Raw genomic sequence first — 16,113 nt, 5'->3', positions numbered from 1 at the left:
ATGCGCCGGACCAAGGCCGCGGCCAAGGAAACCCGCCAGCAGATCCTGCTGGCGGCCGAGCGGGTCTTCTATGAAAAGGGTGTCGCCCATGCCTCCATGGAGGATGTGGCGCGCGCCGCGGGGGTCACCCGCGGCGCCATCTACTGGCACTTCGCCAACCGGGCGGACCTCGTGCTGGAACTCTACAGTTCCCTGCCGCTGCCGCAGGAAGAGCTGATCGCCCGCGAGCTGGAGGCGGACAATGCCGACGTGCTCGGCGTGCTGGAGCGGGTGGGCCGCGAATGGCTCGACGTGCTGGCCGCCGACGAGCACCGCCAGCGCATCCTCTCGATCCTCCTGCGCTGCGATGCCGGCGGCGAGTTCGCCGCCATCTCCGAGCGGCAGAACGACATCGACGACGAGCACATGCAGGCGCTGGAGGCGGCCTTCGCCAAGGCCCAGCGGCAGGGCAAGCTCTGCGCCTCTTGGACGCCGCGCGCGGCAGCGGCGCAATTGCGCTGGGTCATCAAGGGGCTTTGCTCGGAATGGCTGCTGTTCGGCCGGCGGTTCGACATCGCCGGGGAGGGCAAGGAAGCGCTCAGCCGGCTCTTCGGCAGCTACGCGCCGCGCCAGCCCTCAGCCTGAACGCCACGTTTCGAGCTTCTCTATCCAGTCCGCGCCGAGCTTCCAGCGCCGGAGCACCGAGACGGGGTCTTCCGCATCGAGCCGCGAACAGATGCGGTAGATCTCCAGCACCTCCGGCGACATCTCGCCGCGCTGGCAGAAATACATGGCCGCCGCATAGCGCGCGCGCCCGGACCACTCGGCGCCGGGCGGCATCGTGACGATCTGCCAGTTGCGGCGGGTCTCCTCGTCCATTTCTATTTCAGGCCCGGCGGCGTTGCCGTGCGGCGGGCGAGCTTGACGAAGGGGCGCGGCACGATCTTCGCGCGCTTCATCAGCTTCTGGTACTGCAATTCCCGCATGGCGTAGATCTCCACCCACAGGTCCTCGGTGAACTTCGACCCGTAGGGCCGTTCGAGGCTGGCGATGGCGATGTTGCGCTTGGTCGTTGGCGACCAGATGCCGGCGGTGACGATGCCTGCCTCGTGCTTCTTACGATGATAGACGATGGCGTGCTCGGCGGGAATATTCCCTTCGATTTCAAGGCCGACGAGGATGTACTTGAGAGTCTGATTCCGCCGCGCGTCGAGGATGGCCTTGCGGCCGTTGAAATTGGGCTTGTCCGGATCGACCAGCCAGTCGAGGCCGATCTCGTCCGGCATGCGCTCCCGGTCGGCGCGCAGCGCTCCCTCGGCGGTGACGAAATCCGTGTTGGCGACGATGAAGCCCGCCTCGATGCGCGCCTGGTTCAGCGCGCCGTAGCCGATGGCGCGGATGGCATGCAGTTCGCCCGCGCTCCACAGGCGATCCCACAGCGACAGGGCCTTGGCGCGCGGCACGAAGAGCTCGTAGCCGAGGTCGCCGGTAAAGCCGGTGCGCGAGATGGTGACCTCTCCACCCTCGTGCTGGAAGCTGACGACGGCGAAGGGTTTCAGCGCTTCCACGCCGGCAAAGCCGGCGTCGCGCAGCACCGCGTAGCTCGTCGGGCCCTGCAAAGCGAGGCCGGCGATTTCTTCCGTCTCCTCGCGGATATCGACGGAGAAGCCGAAAGCGCTGTCGAGGAGCCAGGGCAGGTGCCGCTCCTGGCAGCAGAGGCGGAAATCCGCTTCGCCGAGGCGGAACAGCGTGCCGTCGTCGAGCACATGGCCGTGGTCGTCGCACCAGGCTGTGTACTGCACGCGGCCGACGGCGAGCTTGCGCACGTCGCGCAGCGTCAGGCGGTTGAGGTAGCGTTCCGCATCCGGGCCGGTGATGCGGTATTTCACCATGGGCGAAATATCGAAGAGGGCGGCGGTGGAGCGGATGGCGAAATATTCGAGCTCGCCGTCGAAGAGCGAATGCGGCGCCTTGTAGCCGGCCCAGCTATACCAGTCGTTGACCTCGCTGAGGGCCGCGAGGCGCTCGTGGAACGGCGTTTCGAGGCGCGGGGTGCGGATATGGTTGCGGGCGGCGCGGCGAAGGCCCGCGGCGGATGTCGTCAGGGCGTTCATGGCTTGCCTCCCGAAAGGATGTGGCGGGCGGCGTTCCAGCCCGGCAGGCCGGAAATGCCGCCGCCCGGATGCGCCCCGGCGCTGGCGAGGTAGAGCCCCTCGATGGGCGTCGCATAGCCGGAGGCGGCGCCCGTCGGCCGGTTGACGAGCAACTGGTCCGCCTGCAATTCGCCGTGATGCCAATGGCCGCCGGGCAGGTTGTATTCCGCCTCGATGTCCACCGGCGTCATCAGGTCGGCCGCGACGATGGACCGGCTTATGCCGGGCGCATGGCGCTCCAGAGTGTCCAGCACGATCTTCAGGAAGGCGGGCTTGCCCGCCTCCCAGCCTGCCTTGAGGCGATAGGGCGCATATTGCACGAGGGCCGAGAGCGTGCAGCCGCCGGATGGGGCGAGCGACGGGTCGGCAAGGCTCGGCAGGGTGATCTCCATCACCGGGTCGGGGGAGAATTCGCCGTATTTCGCCGGGTTGAAGGCCGTCTCCACCTGCTCCATCGAGCACACCAGCACGATGCGGCCGTTCCGCGCTTCCGGGCCTGCGAAATCGGGAACGCGGTCCAGCGCGAGGTCGAGCTTGGCGACATTGCCGTGGCTGCGCACGTTCTTCACCGAGCGCACGAAGCCGGTGCCGCTTTCGGCCGGATCGACGAGGTGGAGGAAGGTCGTCTGCGGATGGATGGCCGAGACGACGACGGGTGCCGTAATCTCGGTACCGTCGCGCATGACGACGCCGCTCGCCCTGCCGCGGTCGGCGAGGATGCGGCCGACGGGCGCGCTGCAGCGGATGGTGACGCCGGCCTTCTCCGCCGCGCGCACGAAGGCCGGGGCGATGGACGCCATGCCGCCGGCCGGCACGACCTGTCCGCCCGTCTTGCCTGCCGCCTCGCCGGTGAGGCGGTAGTAGAGGCCGAGCAGCGAGGTCGGCGAGCGGGGACCGAGATGGATGCCGAGCGTGGCGTCGAAGGCAAGCAGCCCCTTGAGGCGGTCGTCCGCCAGATATTCGTCGGCGACGTCGGCGACGTTCATCAGCAGCATGCGCAGGAAATCGCGGCCCTCGCCGCGGCCCTTGCGAAGGAGCCCGAGCCCGGCGCCGGCGAGGGTGGAGAGGTCGCCGAGCGAGATGGCGCCGATCTGCGGCGGCGGGCGGCGCAGGAAGCGTTTCAGGATGCCGGCCTGGAAGACGAGCTTCTTGCGCAGCGCTGCGAAGGCGGCGGCCTCGTCGGCGGAGACGCCGTCGATGCTTTCGCCATAGGCGCCGTGGAGCGTCACGGCCTTGCCGGAGCCGTCGAGCACCGTCGTCGGCAGCAGCGCTCCGCCGGCAAGGTCGAGGCCGATGTCGCGGGCGACGTCGGCATCCAGCCGGTTGACGAGGTGGGCAAGGCCGGCCGAGCGGAAGCCGGGGGCAAACTCCCGGCCGCGCGTCGCCCCGCCCGGCGCGTTCGCGGCTTCCAGCACCAGCACCTTGCGGCCGCCCTTGGCAAGGCGGGTTGCGGCGGCAAGGCCGTTATGGCCGGCGCCGATCACGATGGCATCAAACGACGTCATGGGCCTTGCTCATCTCTCCGGAGGAACGCTTGAGGTCGCGCAGGATCTCGGCGGCGGCGTTGCGGCCCGGTGCGCCCATCACCCCGCCGCCGGGATGGGTGGAGGAGCCGCACATGTAGAGCCCGTGGATGGGGCTGCGGTATTGCGCATAGCCCGGCACCGGCCGGTTGAAGAGAAGCTGGTCGAAGGTGAGCTCGCCCTGGAAGATGTTGCCTTCCGTCAGGCCCACCTCCGCCTCGATCTCGCGCGGCGTTCGCACCTCCATATGCACGATACGGTCGCGGAAGCCGGGGGAATAATCGGATATCTGGCCGATGACGGTCTCGGCGAAGGCGTCGCGGTCGGCATCCGTCCAGTCGCGGCCCTCTACCTTCGGCGGGCAATATTGCACGAAGCAGCTCATGAAATGCTTGCCCGGCGAGGTCATGGTCGGGTCGAGCAGGGTCGGGATCATCATGTCGAGGAACGGGTCGGCCGACCAGCGCCCGGCCTTCCAGTCGTCATAGGCGCGCTCCATGCGCTCGACGCTGTCGGTGAAATGCATGTCGCCGCGCATGCAGGTGGAGTTTTCGCCGAGGGCCGGGAATTCCGGCAGGCTGTCGAGCGCGATGTTCACCTTGCCGGAGGAGCCGCGCGTCTTGAAATGCTTCACGCGATGGACGAAGTCGCCGGGAAGCGCCTCCTCGTCGACGAGCTTGAGGAAGGTGCGCTTGACGTCGGCATTGGAGACGACGAGGCCGGCGCGCAGCTCGTCGCCGTTCGCCAGCACGACGCCGGTGGCGCGCCCGCCGCGCGTCAGGACCTTCGCGACTTCAGCATCGGTGCGGATCGTGCCGCCGGAGGCAAGGAACGAGCGGGAGAGGGCTTGCGTCACCGCGCCCATGCCGCCGCGCGCATAGCCCCAGGCGCCGACCGAGCCGTCCACCTCGCCCATATAATGGTGGAGGAGGACATAGGCCGTGCCGGGCGACATGGGACCGAGCGCGGTGCCGATGATGCCCGAGAGCGCCAGATAGGCCTTGATGACGTCCGTCTCGAAATATTCGTCGAGGAAATCGGAAATCGACATGGTCCAGAAGCGCAGCGTCTCGGCCATCTCGTGCGGGCTGAATTCGCCGAATTTCTTTGCGAGGTACAGGAGTTCGGAAATGTCGCGCGGGCGGAAGCCGAACGGGTCCGGCGCGGTTCGCATCAGGAGCGGCTGGATGAAGCGGCACTGGCGCGTCACGTCGCGGGCATAGCGCTCGTAGGCCTCGGCGTCGCGCTTCGAATAGCGGGCGAATTCGCGGCGATGGCTGTCATGGTCGCGGTAGGAGGCGAGATAGTCGCCGTCGCGGGTGAACACCGCGCCGCCCTCGTAGGAGATGACCTGGAGGCCGTGCCTTGGCAGTTCGAGATCGCGCATGATCTCCGGGCGGAAGAGGGAGCAGACATAGGAGCAGTTGGAATAGAGGAAGCCGGGCGTCAGCTCGCGGCTGGTCGCCGCGCCGCCGACCCAGCCGTTCTTTTCCACGACGAGGACGTTGAGGCCGGCGCGCTGGAGATAGCAGGCCGTGACCAGCCCGTTATGGCCGCCGCCGACGATCAGGGCATCGTACTTCTGCATTTTGATGTCTCCCTTGTTTCTAAAAGCTGCATCAAAAGCAAAATGTTGTCCATATATTCTGAATGATCATTCAGCAAGTATCTTGCAATCGCCTGATTATGCGCTAGAATTTCGGCCGATGAAAACGCGCCGGCCGGGCGCGTCGTGAACGCGGGAAGGCCATGGCGGCATCGAGCGGGGACAGGGCGGCGGCGGAGCCGGAATACGACGAGGCGGCGATCCGCTTCCTCGGTGTGCTCTGGGGCGAGGGCTATCTTTCGCCGGGCGGGCCGCAGGAGGTCGACCGGGTGCTTTCCGGCGTCGATCTCGCCGGCCGGCACGTTCTCGATTTCGGCTGCGGGGCCGGCGGCATCACGCTGCATATCGCCCGCGCCCATGGGCCGGCCGAGATCGTCGGCTATGACGTGGAGCAGCCGGTGATCGACAGGGCGAGGGCGGCCGCCGCGGCCGCGGGGCTTTCCTCCGTCGCCCGCTTCGTTTCGAGCCCGCCGGGGCGCCTGCCGTTCGACGACGGCGAGTTCGACGTTATCTTCTCCAAGGATGCGATGATCCATGTGCCGGACAAGGAGGCGCTTTTCGCCGAGTTCTACCGCGTGCTGAAGCCGGGCGGCGTCCTTGCCGCCTCCGACTGGCTGATCGGCCATGACGGCGAGCCGAGCGCGGACATGAAGGACTATGTCGCCGCCGAGGGCCTCAGCTTCGGCATGGCCTCGCCCGCCCGCTATCTTGCGGCCATGGCCGCGGCGGGCTTTGCCGGCGGGCGCGTGGAAAGCCGCAACGCCTGGTACCGCGATGTGGCGCGGGGCGAGCTGGAGCGCCTCGAGGGGCCGCTTCGGGCCGAGGCCGTGGCGGCCGTCGGCGCGGCCTATGTCGAGAAGAACATCCGCACCTGGACCGCCATGCAGAAGGTCCTTGACAGCGGAGAGCATTGTCCGGCTCATCTGCGCGCCAGCAAGCCGGCTGAGGGAATGCGCCCATGACCGTGCTTTTGAAGAACCCCAAGGGCAAGGTGACGGTGAAGATGCGGGCAGGCACGGCTGAACAGGGCTCGGGCGACGGCGAGAAGCGGGGACGCAAGGCCTCCAAGGAAACGCGGCGGCAGCAGCTCATCGAGGCGACCATCGATTCCCTCGCCAAGCGCGGCTATTCCGACACCACCCTCGCCGATGTCGCGGACGGGGCCGGGCTCTCCCGCGGCATCGTCAACTTCCATTTCGAGAGCAAGGAAAACCTGCTCATCGCCACGCTGCAGTTCATGGCCGAGGAATATGCGGACCACTGGAACGCGGCGCTGGAGAAGGCGGGGCCGGAGGCGGCAGGCCGCCTGTGGGCGCTCGTCCATGCCGATTTTGACCGCAAGATCTGCACCAAGCGCAAGCTTGCCGCCTGGTGCGCCTTCTGGGGCGAGGCGAAGTCGCGGCCGACCTACCAGGCGCTCTGCGGCGCGCGGGACGTGAAGTACCAGGAGACCGTGATCTCGCTCTGTGCGGCGCTCAAGGCGGAGGGCGGCTATGCCTTCGAGCCGGAGCCGACGGCGCTTTCGCTCTGCGCCATGCTGGAAGGCCTGTGGCTGCGCCTGATGATGGGCGACGGCACGACGCGCGAGAAGGCGCTGGAGGCGGCGATCGCCCATGTCGCCACGGTCTTCCCGAAGCATCTCACATTGCAGGGACCACGATCACAATAGGGAACCCGAAACGGGGAAGGAGAATGGCATGAAGAACGCAGACACGGCCAGACATACCATCACGGCGGTTTTCGCCGCCGCCCTTGCCCTCGGAACCGCGCTTCCCGCCTTCGCCGCCGATACGCTGACGGTGTTCGACTGGTCCGGCTACGAGGACCCCGCCTTCCACCCCGCCTATACGGAAAAGCACGGCGGCTCGCCGGACTTCTCCTTCTTCGGCGACGAGGAGGAGGCCTTCCAGAAGCTGCGCTCCGGCTTCAAGGCGGACGTCGCCCATCCCTGTTCGCAGAGTGTCGTGAAGTGGCGCGAGGCGGGTCTTCTGGAGCCGCTCGACACGGCCAAGCTCGCCAACTGGAACGACGTCTTGCCGAACTTCAAGGAGATGAAGAACCTGATGACCTCGGCGGACGGCACCGCCTGGTTCATTCCCTTCGAGTGGGGCAACACGGTGCTGACCTACCGCACGGACACGGTCAAGCCCGAGGAGATCGCCTCGCTGAAGGCCTTCGCCGATCCGAAGTTCAAGGACCGCGTGTCGATCGGCGACAATGTCGACGACGCCTATGCGCTGGCGAGCCTTGCCATCGGCGTCAAGGACTGGACGACGCTGACGGACGCGCAGTTCAAGGAGGCCTCCGATTTCCTGCGCCAGGTGCACAAGAACGTGCGGCTCTACTGGACCGACAACACCGACCTCAGCCAGGCGATGGCGAGCGGCGAGGTGGACCTCGCCTGGGCCTGGAACGAGACGGCGACGACCCTTCAGGCAGAAGGCCAGCCGGTCGCCATCAAGAAGGATACCAAGGAGGGGCTTTCCACCTGGGTCTGCGGCTATGTGCGGCTGAAGGGCGGGGAGGGCAGCGAGGGCCTTGCCTATGACTACCTCAACGCCGTCACCGATCCCGCGGTCGCCGCCTACATGGTCGAGAACTGGGGCTACGGCCATTCCAACGCCAAGGGCATGGCGGCCGTCGACCCGAAGATCCTCAAGGACAAGGGTTATGCCGACGTCGACGCCTTCGTCGCCAACACGCTCTTCCAGTCGCCCATGCCGACGGAGCTCCGGCAGAAGATGATCGCCGAGTTCGAGAAGATCAAGTCGGGGTATTGAGGGGGGCGAAAGCCCCTCATCCCGCTGCCGCGACCTTCTCCCCGCAAGCGGGGAGAAGGAGCCGGTGGCGATGCCTTGCCAGATTGTTGAGGAAAACGGTGCGGCAATGTCCCTTCGCCCCGCTTGCGGGGAGAAGGTGGCCGGCAGGCCGGATGAGGGGCTGCCTCTACACCCGCGACACCGGCGGATCCTCCGCCAGCAGCACGAAGGCATCCGGGTCGAATGCCAGCCGGATCTCCGCGCCGATCGGCAGGTCGTCGGCGCCGTAGTTGTTCGTCTCGACCATGGAGAGCGGTTCTTCCAGCCCGTCGATGCCGACCGTAAGATGCGTGACCTCGCCGAAGTAAGCGCGGTTCTCGATGCGGCCGGCAAGCTCGTGCGGGGCGCGGTCGTCGTCCCACAGGAGCCGCAGCCGCTCCGGGCGGATGCCGACCGTGACGTGGCCGTCGCTGGCGGAAAAGCCGTGCGGCTTGGCAAGGCTCACCGCGCCGAAGCGGGCCGCGTCGACCGAGACGGCGCCGGCCTGTTCGCCGAGCACGCGGGCCTTGAGGAAGTTCATGCCGCCGAGGAAGTCGGCGACCTTGCGGGTGCGCGGGTGCTGGTAGATTTCCTTCGGGGTGGCGACCTGCGCGATGCGCCCGCCGAACATCACCGCGATGCGGTCGGAGAGCGCCAGCGCCTCGTACTGGTCGTGCGTGACGAGGATGAAGGTGATGCCGACGGCCTTCTGCAGCGTGCGCAGCTCCACCTGCATCTCCTCGCGCAGCTTCTTGTCGAGGGCGGAGAGCGGTTCGTCGAGCAGCAGCACCTTGGGACGCATGACGAGGGCGCGGGCGAGCGCCACGCGCTGGCGCTGGCCGCCGGAGAGCTCGTGCGCCTTGCGCTGGCCGAGGCCGGAAAGGCGCACCTGGTCGAGCGCGTCGCCGACGCGCTTCTTTTCTTCCTGCGGCGTCAGCTTCAGGCGCTTGAGGCCGTAGGCGACGTTTTCCGCCACGTCGAGATGCGGGAAGATGGCATAGCTCTGGAAGACCATGTTGGTCGGCCGCCGGTTCGGCGGCAGGGCGAGGGAGGGCGCGCCGTCGATGTAGATCTCGCCATGCGTCGGCGTCTCGAAGCCGGCGATGGAGCGCAAAAGCGTGGTCTTGCCGCAGCCCGAGGGGCCGAGCAGCGAGAAGAACTCGCCCTCGGCGATGGAGAGCGACACGTCGTCCAGCGCCTTGTAGATGCCGTAGAACTTAGACACGTTCTCAATCTCGATCATCGGGCGTTCGGGCATGTCGGCTCCTAGGGCAGCATGAGCGCCATCTGCGTGCGGCGTTCGGCCCGGCGGCGCAGGATTTCGGCGAAGGTGAGCATGAGGATGGAGGCGGCGAGCATGATGGTGCCGAGCGCCAGCACGCCCGGCAGCTTGGCGGCAAAGCGCAACTGCCCCCAGATATAGACCGGCAGCGTCGGCTCTGTGCCGGAGAGGAAGAAGGCGAGGATGAACTCGTCGAGCGAGATGGTGAAGGAGACGAGGAGGCTGGAGACGATGGCCGGGGCGACGACCGGCAGCGTCACGCGCCGGAAGGTGCCCAAGGCGGTCTCGCCGAGGTCGTAGGAGGCTTCCTCCAGGCTCCGGTCGAAGCCCTCGAAGCCGGAAACCAGCACCGACATGGCATAGGGCACGCAGAACACCGTCTGCCCGAGGATGACGGTGAGAAGCGAGAGTTCGAGGCCCATCGCCAGCACGATCATCAGGAGCGAGACGGCGACGATGATCTCCGGCAGGAAGAGCGGGGCCATGATGAGGCCGGCGGCCGCCTTCTGGCCGCGGAAGCGGTAGCGCGTGATGGCGCGTGCCGCGCAGATGCCGAGGAGCGTGGAGAGCAGCGATACCGTGACGCCGACGACGAGGCTGTTGCGCGCGGCCTCCAGCATGACGGTGTTGCCGACGAGCGAGGCGTACCACTTCGTCGTGAAGCCGGCGAGCGGGAAGGTGGTCGTCGCCGCGTTGTTGAAGGAGAAGACCGGCAGCAGCAGGATCGGCAGGTAGAGGAAGAGGAAATAGACCGCGACATAGGCCGGCAGGAGCGGGATGAGGCGCAGGCGCTGCGTGAGGGCGTTCATCTGATCCTCCGCACGGCGAACTTGAGGGCGAAGACGACGACGGCGGCGGCCAGCGAGACGAGCACCATGGTCGTGACGGAAAGGGCCGCGCCCAGCGGCCAGTTGGCGCCCTTGCCGAACTGCGTCTGGATGGCGGTTGCGATCATCACGCCGTCCTTGCCGCCGACGAGGCGGGGCGTGACGTAGTCGCCGACCGTCGGGATCATCACGATGAGGAAGGCCGAGACGACGCCGGGCAGGGAGAGCGGCAGCGTGACGCGGAAGAAGGCGCGCATGCGGCTGTCGCCGAGGTCGCGCGCCGCCTCGATCAGCGTGCGGTCGATCTTCTGCAGCGAGACGTAGATCGGCAGGATGGCGAAGGCCGCCCAGCTATGCACCAGCGTGATGACGACGGCGTTGGAATTGTAGAGGAGCGAGGTCACCGGCTCGTCGATGAGGCCGAGCGAGATGAGGCCGGTGTTCAGCACGCCGCCATAGCCGAGGATGACCTTCCACGACATGACGCGGAGCAGGTAGCTCGTCCAGCAGGGCACGGTGACGAGGAAGAGCCAGAGGTTGCGGTGCACGCCCCCGTGGAACGAGATGAACCAGGCGATGGGATAGGAGAAGACGACGGTGGCGACGCTGACGACGAGCGAAATCCAGAGCGAGCGGACGAAGAGGTCGCGGTAGATCGGCTCGGTGAGGGCCTGCCGGTAGTTTTCCAGCGTGAAGGTGCGGTCGATGTCGAGATAGTCCTGGGTCCAGAAGCTGTAGGCGAGGACGGTGAGGACCGGGAGGAGGAGCAGCGCAAGCGCGTAGAGGAAGGTCGGCGAGATCATGGCGAGGCCGCGGGCCTCTTCGCTGCGGACCCACCGGCCTTGCCGCGCCGGTGGGGGCGTGTCGGCCGCCGCGCCGAGCGCTGCCGCCGTCAACGGACGGGTCTCCGGCCGCGACAACTTTCATAGAGCGTGAGATGTCCCATTTCCATGCGGCGCGCCTTTTCGGCTTCAAGTGTTCCCGACGCCAACATGCGCTCAAATGCCCGTTGAAATCAAGCCCCGATTCTGCGATATTGATTGAACGAACATTCAGTATGAATTGGAAAAGTGAAATCTTTCATGCTGTTGGTCGAGAATATTTCTCGTGAAATTCGATGGAGGGAAGCATGGCGGCAATTCCGAAGACGGCAAACGGGCCCGCCGACGAGGCGGCCGACGACCTGACCCTGCTTGCCGAGCGCCATCTGGTGCAGCCCTGGCCGGTTTCCGGCTCCATCGGCGCGGAGGCGCGCGGCCGGCTCGATGCCGGCGAAGGCATCTACGTGACGGATGCGAGCGGCCGCCGGCTGATCGACGGGCCTGCCGGCATGTGGTGCGTCAATGCCGGCCACCGCAACCGGGAGTTGGCCGAGGTCATGGCCTCGCAGGCCATGGAGCTTTCCTACAATTCGCCCTGGTACACGACGAACGCGCCCTCGGTGATCCTCTCGGCACGGCTCGCCGAGCATGCGCCGGACGGTGTCGACCATGTCTTCTACACGACGGGCGGCTCCTCGGCCGTCGAGACGGCGTTGCGCTTCATGCAGTTCGCCAACAATGTGAAGGGGCGGCCGGAAAAGAAGCTGATCGTCTCGCGGCAGGGCGGTTATCACGGCTCGACCTATCTTTCGGCCTCGCTCAACGGCCGGCCGCGCGACCACGACTGGATGGACAGCGCGTCCGATCTCGTCGTCAAGCTCTCCTGCCCGGATCCGTTCCGCCGGCCGGACGGCATGAGCGTCGAGGCCTTCTGCGACTTCCTCGTGGAGGAGTTCCGCCAGGTCATCGAGGAGAAAGGGGCCGATCGCATCGGCGCCTTCATCGCCGAGCCCGTCATGGCCTCCGGCGGCGTCATCGTGCCGCCGCCCGGCTACCTCAGGCGCATGCAGGACCTCTGCCGGCGAAACGATATCCTCTTCATCGCCGACGAGGTGGTGACGGCCTTCGGCCGGCTCGGCCATGTCTTCGCCTCGAAGGAGGTCTTCGGCATCGAGCCGGACATGATCACCTTCGCCAAGGGGGTCACATCCGGCTATTTCCCGCTCGGCGGGGTGATGATCGCCGGCCGGCTCTTCGAGGAGCTGCGCCGCTCGAACCACTCCGAGGCGATGTTCGCGCACGGCCTCACCTATTCCAGCCATCCGGTGGGCTGTGCGGTGGCGCTGAAGAACCTCGACATCCTCGAAGGCGGGCTGCTTGCCCATGCGCGCGCCGTGTCGGATCATTTCCAGCAAAGCCTCAAGGCGCTGGAGGAGTTGCCGCTGGTCGGCGAGGTGCGCGGCCTCGGGCTGATGGCCTGCGTCGAATGCGTCGCCGACCGCGCCTCGAAGAACCCGCTCACGCTCGATCTGGAAGTGGGCAAGCGCATCGACCGGCATTGCCAGGAGCTCGGCCTGCTCGTGCGCCCGCTCATCCACATGTGCGTGATGTCGCCGCCGCTGACCATCTCGCTGGAGCAGATCGACGACATGGTCTCGATCCTGCGCCGCGGCATCGAGCTGACGATGGACGACCTGACGCGGGAAGGGCTGTGGAAGGGCTGAGGCCTTTCGTTTCCGGCCTGCCGTGTGATGTGGATCCTCGGGTCAAGCCCGAGGATGACGGCGGGGAGGAGGAGTCTCCCACCCGTCAAGCGGTACGGCATATGGCCATGTTGCTTTTGCCCACCGTGCTTTTCTTCCTGCGTCATCCTCAGGCTCGACCCGAGGAGCCATGCGGCACCCGCGGCCTGGCGGAGATGCCTAGCCCTGCCGCAGCCCGGCATTGACGCCCGCCATCTCCTTTTCCTCCGGCGCTTCCTTCAGCGTCATCACCGGCAGCACGCGGCGCAGGTGGTCGTGGTGGGTGCGCACGCCGTATTCGAGGTCGGAGAGGTAGAATCCGGCGAAGGCGTTGGAGGTCATCGCCTCGTTGGACCAGACGGTGAGCTGGACGTCCTCGGCCTGCGTGTCGCGGTCGATGCGGTAGGCGAGGTAGCGGGCGAGGCGGTGCGCGCGGTCTTCCTCGCGGTAGCGGTAGATGCCGCCCCGCAGAAGCGTCTTGCCGGTGGAGACCGGGAACTCCTGGTAGAACTGCACCGTCTCGGGCGTCACGGCGATCACGCAATTGGGGAAGAGGCCGAAATAGATCCACGCCTTGCGCAGGTGCTCCGGCAGGCGCGCGTTCTCCGGCGATATCCTGACGTAGTTGCGCACGCTCCAGCGCCGGCCGGCATGGGGATTGTAGGTGGCGAAGGAGCGGCAGAGGCCGTCGACGAAGGGCTCGTCGTAATAGGTGGAGCCGTAGAGGTCCTGCAGGGCCGGATGGGCCATGGCGACGTGGTAGCCTTCGTTGTCGACATCGCGCACCGATTTCCAGTTGACCGGGCTTTCCTGCGTCCAGATATCGCCGGCCGGCACCATCTCCTCCGAGCGGTAATGCGACAGCTCCGCCTCGAAGGGCTTCATCAACTCGGCGACGGAAGGTTGCGGCCCGGGGGCGAAGCGGATGAAGACGAAACCCTGCCAGACCTCGCATTCCAGCGGCTTCAGGGCGAATTCGTCCTTGTCGAGCGGGGGAAAGCTCTTCGGGCGCGCGGCGCCGCGCAGCGTGCCGTCGAGATTGTAGACCCAGCCGTGGAAGGGACAGACGAGGGCGTTGCGGCAGGCGCCCTTCTCGTCGGCGACGAGGCGCGAGCCGCGATGGCGGCAGATGTTGTGAAAGGCGCGCACCGCGCCGTCCTGCCCGCGCAGGATGAGCGCGCGCTCGCCGACGACGTCCATGGCGAGGTAGTTACCGGGCTCGGGAATGTCGGAGACATGGCAGGCGATCTGCCAGTGCTCGCGGAAGACATGCTGCTTTTCCAGCTCCAGGAGGGCGGGGCTATGGTAACACCAGCCCGGAAGCCCGCTGCGGTCCCAGTCGTTCGGAACGCTGATATCGCGGATCATCTCGTTCATGTCGCTCCCCATATCTTGCTGAACGTTCATTCAATATAAGCATAATTCCCGTTCAAAAGGAATAGGTTGCGAAGCCGGTGGTTTTTGCGGATGTGAAAAGCCCCGGCCGGGAGGCGGCCGGGGCTGCGGGGCGCTCGTCTCCAGGCGATGCCGTGATGCCGGAAACGCTTCAGCGGCAGACCCTTACGGTCCTGAAGACGACGTGGCCCCATTTGTTGTGGCGCTTGACCTTCTTCCAGAAACAGTGGCGGTGATGGCCGTGATAGTGCGAATAGCCGTGGTGGTGGCCCCAGCCGTGGCGGCCGACGCCGAAGTAGAAGCCGCCGGCCTGCGAGGGGGCGGCGAAGGACACCGCTGCGACGGTCGCGATGACGGCGGACATAAGGAACTTGCGCATTTCTCTCTCCTCTCTGGCCTTCAAGGATGAAACGCTCATCCTCTGGCTCCAACTTTCGCAGAGGGAAGGGGGGCGCGCTGTTCCGCATGGAACAGGCGGGCTGGCGCTTCGTCCCGGCGCCTGCTAGCTCTTCTTCGAACGACCGCGGGAGCCGAGCTTGCAGGACATCACCGACCTTTCCGCCCTTGCGCTATCCTCCGCCATCGCCGAACGCCGGCTCGACTGCCGCGCCGTGATGGCCGCCTATCTCGAGCGCATCGCCGCGATCAATCCGCGCCTCAACGCCATCGTCAGCCTGCGGCCGGCGGACGAGCTGATGGCCGAGGCGGAGGCGGCGGACCGGGCGCTGGCGGCGGGAACGCATCGCGGCTGGCTGCACGGCATTCCCTTCGCGGTGAAGGACCTTTCCGAGGCGAAGGGCATCCTCTGCTCCTTCGGCTCGGCGAACTATGCCGATTTCGTGCCGGACTATGACGATATCCATGTCGAGCGCATCCTCGCGGCCGGCGCCATCGTCATCGGCAAGACCAATGCGCCGGAAATGGGCCTCGGCTCGCATACCTACAATCCGGTCTTCGGCGTCACCCGCAATCCCTATGACGTGACGAAGAGCGCGGGCGGTTCCTCCGGCGGGGCGGCGGCCGGGCTTGCCGCGCGCATCCTGCCGGTCGCCGACGGCAGCGACATGATGGGCTCGCTGCGCAATCCCGCCGCCTTCAACAATGTCGTCGGCTTCCGGCCTTCCTTCGGCCGCGTGCCCTCGCTCGGCAACGAGCTCTTCCTCGGCCAGCTTGCCGTCAACGGGCCGATGGGGCGCAGCGTCGCCGATGTCGCCGCCTTGCTTGCGACGCAGGCCGGGCACGACCCGCGCGACCCGCTGTCGCTCGCGGACGAGGAGCTTTCGGTCGACCTTCACCGGGATATCGCCGGCGCCCGCATCGGCTGGCTCGGCGATTTCGGCGGCTATCTTCCCTTCGAGCCGGGCGTGCTGGAGCTTTGTCACGATGCGCTCGGCGCCTTCCGCAGGCTCGGGTGCCATGTCGAGGAGGTCGCGCCGGGTTTCGACATGGGCAGATTGTGGCAGACCTGGCGGGTGCTGCGCCATTTCCTCATTGCCGGCGGGCAGGCGGCTGACTACGGCGACCCGGCCCGGCGGGCGCGCATGAAGCCGGAGCTTCTCTGGGAGATCGAGCACGGCCAGCGGCTGACGGCAGCGGAGGTCCATGCCGCCTCGCTCGGGCGCAGTGACTGGTACCGCTACATGCTGGACCTGTTCGCGGCCTACGATTTCCTCATCCTGCCCTCCGCGCAGGTCTTCCCCTTTTCGGCGGAGCTGGACTGGCCGAAGGCCGTGAACGGCCGGGAAATGGACACTTATCATCGCTGGATGGAGGTGGTGATCGGCCCGACGCTCGCCGGGCTTCCCGTCGCCGCCATGCCGGCCGGCTTCAGCGCGGAAGGGCTGCCGGCGGGCATCCAGATCATCGGCCGGCCGCGCGGCGACCGGCAGGTGCTGTCGGCGGCGGCGGCCTATGAACGCGCCACCGACTGGCTCGGCCGGCATCCCCAGATCTAGCCATAGCCGGGCTTTGGACACGCCAGCGCCGC

The 16,113-nt window shown here is 66.9% G+C and carries 15 protein-coding genes; 6 read left to right on the top strand and 9 right to left on the bottom strand.

Features of this window, described 5'->3' with window-relative positions; translation table 11 throughout:
• Positions 1-624, top strand: coding sequence for a TetR family transcriptional regulator (locus HNQ66_RS01445; protein ID WP_184140114.1), 624 nt, complete (start codon positions 1-3; stop codon positions 622-624).
• Here HNQ66_RS01445 and HNQ66_RS01440 read toward each other — a convergent pair.
• The 4 genes from HNQ66_RS01440 to HNQ66_RS01425 are packed head-to-tail and all read right to left on the bottom strand — an operon-like array spanning position 616 to position 5,243.
• Positions 616-858 carry a hypothetical protein gene (locus tag HNQ66_RS01440; protein WP_184140112.1) on the bottom strand — a complete coding sequence of 81 codons (243 nt, stop codon included), beginning with the start codon at positions 856-858 and terminating at the stop codon, positions 616-618. The genes HNQ66_RS01445 and HNQ66_RS01440 overlap by 9 nt on opposite strands.
• A 2-nt stretch (positions 859-860) precedes the next feature.
• Positions 861-2,093, bottom strand: a complete 1,233-nt coding sequence (locus tag HNQ66_RS01435) for an aminomethyl transferase family protein (protein ID WP_184140110.1) — start codon at positions 2,091-2,093, stop codon at positions 861-863.
• Positions 2,090-3,637: a phytoene desaturase family protein gene (locus HNQ66_RS01430; protein ID WP_184140108.1), complete on the bottom strand. Its 1,548-nt coding sequence runs from the start codon at positions 3,635-3,637 to the stop codon at positions 2,090-2,092. Before HNQ66_RS01430 ends, HNQ66_RS01435 begins: the two co-directional genes overlap by 4 nt.
• Complete coding sequence (locus HNQ66_RS01425; RefSeq protein ID WP_184140106.1) at positions 3,624-5,243, bottom strand: phytoene desaturase family protein; 1,620 nt, start codon at positions 5,241-5,243, stop codon at positions 3,624-3,626. Before HNQ66_RS01425 ends, HNQ66_RS01430 begins: the two co-directional genes overlap by 14 nt.
• A gap of 161 nt (positions 5,244-5,404) precedes the next feature.
• Between HNQ66_RS01425 and HNQ66_RS01420 the strand changes: the two genes are divergently transcribed.
• The 3 genes from HNQ66_RS01420 to HNQ66_RS01410 are packed head-to-tail and all read left to right on the top strand — an operon-like array spanning position 5,405 to position 8,041.
• Positions 5,405-6,223 carry a class I SAM-dependent methyltransferase gene (locus HNQ66_RS01420; protein ID WP_184140104.1) on the top strand — a complete coding sequence of 273 codons (819 nt, stop codon included), beginning with the start codon at positions 5,405-5,407 and terminating at the stop codon, positions 6,221-6,223.
• 41 nt (positions 6,224-6,264) lie between these two features.
• A complete protein-coding gene (locus HNQ66_RS01415; RefSeq protein WP_184140451.1) occupies positions 6,265-6,930 on the top strand; it encodes a TetR family transcriptional regulator C-terminal domain-containing protein in 666 nt (221 codons plus the stop codon).
• A 28-nt stretch (positions 6,931-6,958) separates the two neighbouring features.
• Positions 6,959-8,041 carry an ABC transporter substrate-binding protein gene (locus HNQ66_RS01410; protein WP_184140102.1) on the top strand — a complete coding sequence of 361 codons (1,083 nt, stop codon included), beginning with the start codon at positions 6,959-6,961 and terminating at the stop codon, positions 8,039-8,041.
• A gap of 166 nt (positions 8,042-8,207) precedes the next feature.
• Here the strand turns inward: HNQ66_RS01410 and HNQ66_RS01405 are convergent, their stop codons facing one another.
• From HNQ66_RS01405 to HNQ66_RS01395, 3 genes are read right to left on the bottom strand one after another with little or no spacing between them, the layout of a single operon-like run.
• The gene (locus HNQ66_RS01405) at positions 8,208-9,302 is read right to left on the bottom strand and encodes an ABC transporter ATP-binding protein (protein WP_184140449.1); all 1,095 of its coding nucleotides are present in this window, start codon (positions 9,300-9,302) and stop codon (positions 8,208-8,210) included.
• A 23-nt stretch (positions 9,303-9,325) separates the two neighbouring features.
• Positions 9,326-10,150, bottom strand: coding sequence for an ABC transporter permease (locus HNQ66_RS01400; RefSeq protein ID WP_184140100.1), 825 nt, complete (start codon positions 10,148-10,150; stop codon positions 9,326-9,328).
• A complete protein-coding gene (locus tag HNQ66_RS01395; protein WP_184140098.1) occupies positions 10,147-11,064 on the bottom strand; it encodes an ABC transporter permease in 918 nt (305 codons plus the stop codon). Before HNQ66_RS01395 ends, HNQ66_RS01400 begins: the two co-directional genes overlap by 4 nt.
• Positions 11,065-11,297: 233 nt before the next feature.
• Between HNQ66_RS01395 and HNQ66_RS01390 the strand changes: the two genes are divergently transcribed.
• On the top strand, positions 11,298-12,713 hold the full coding sequence (locus HNQ66_RS01390) for an aminotransferase (protein ID WP_184140096.1): 1,416 nt from the start codon (positions 11,298-11,300) through the stop codon (positions 12,711-12,713).
• 198 nt (positions 12,714-12,911) lie between these two features.
• Here the strand turns inward: HNQ66_RS01390 and HNQ66_RS01385 are convergent, their stop codons facing one another.
• Positions 12,912-14,108 carry an aromatic ring-hydroxylating oxygenase subunit alpha gene (locus tag HNQ66_RS01385; RefSeq protein WP_184140094.1) on the bottom strand — a complete coding sequence of 399 codons (1,197 nt, stop codon included), beginning with the start codon at positions 14,106-14,108 and terminating at the stop codon, positions 12,912-12,914.
• Between the two features lie 169 nt (positions 14,109-14,277).
• Entirely contained in the window at positions 14,278-14,505 is a 228-nt protein-coding gene (locus HNQ66_RS01380) for a hypothetical protein (protein ID WP_184140092.1), read from the bottom strand.
• A 157-nt stretch (positions 14,506-14,662) separates the two neighbouring features.
• On the opposite strand from HNQ66_RS01380, the gene HNQ66_RS01375 reads away from it, so the two are divergent.
• On the top strand, positions 14,663-16,081 hold the full coding sequence (locus HNQ66_RS01375; protein WP_184140090.1) for an amidase: 1,419 nt from the start codon (positions 14,663-14,665) through the stop codon (positions 16,079-16,081).
• The last annotated feature ends 32 nt before the right edge of the window (positions 16,082-16,113 follow it).

The organism is Shinella fusca, from assembly GCF_014203155.1.
Classification (GTDB): Bacteria; Pseudomonadota; Alphaproteobacteria; order Rhizobiales; family Rhizobiaceae; genus Shinella; species Shinella fusca.
This window is presented reverse-complemented; position numbering and strand designations above follow the sequence as displayed.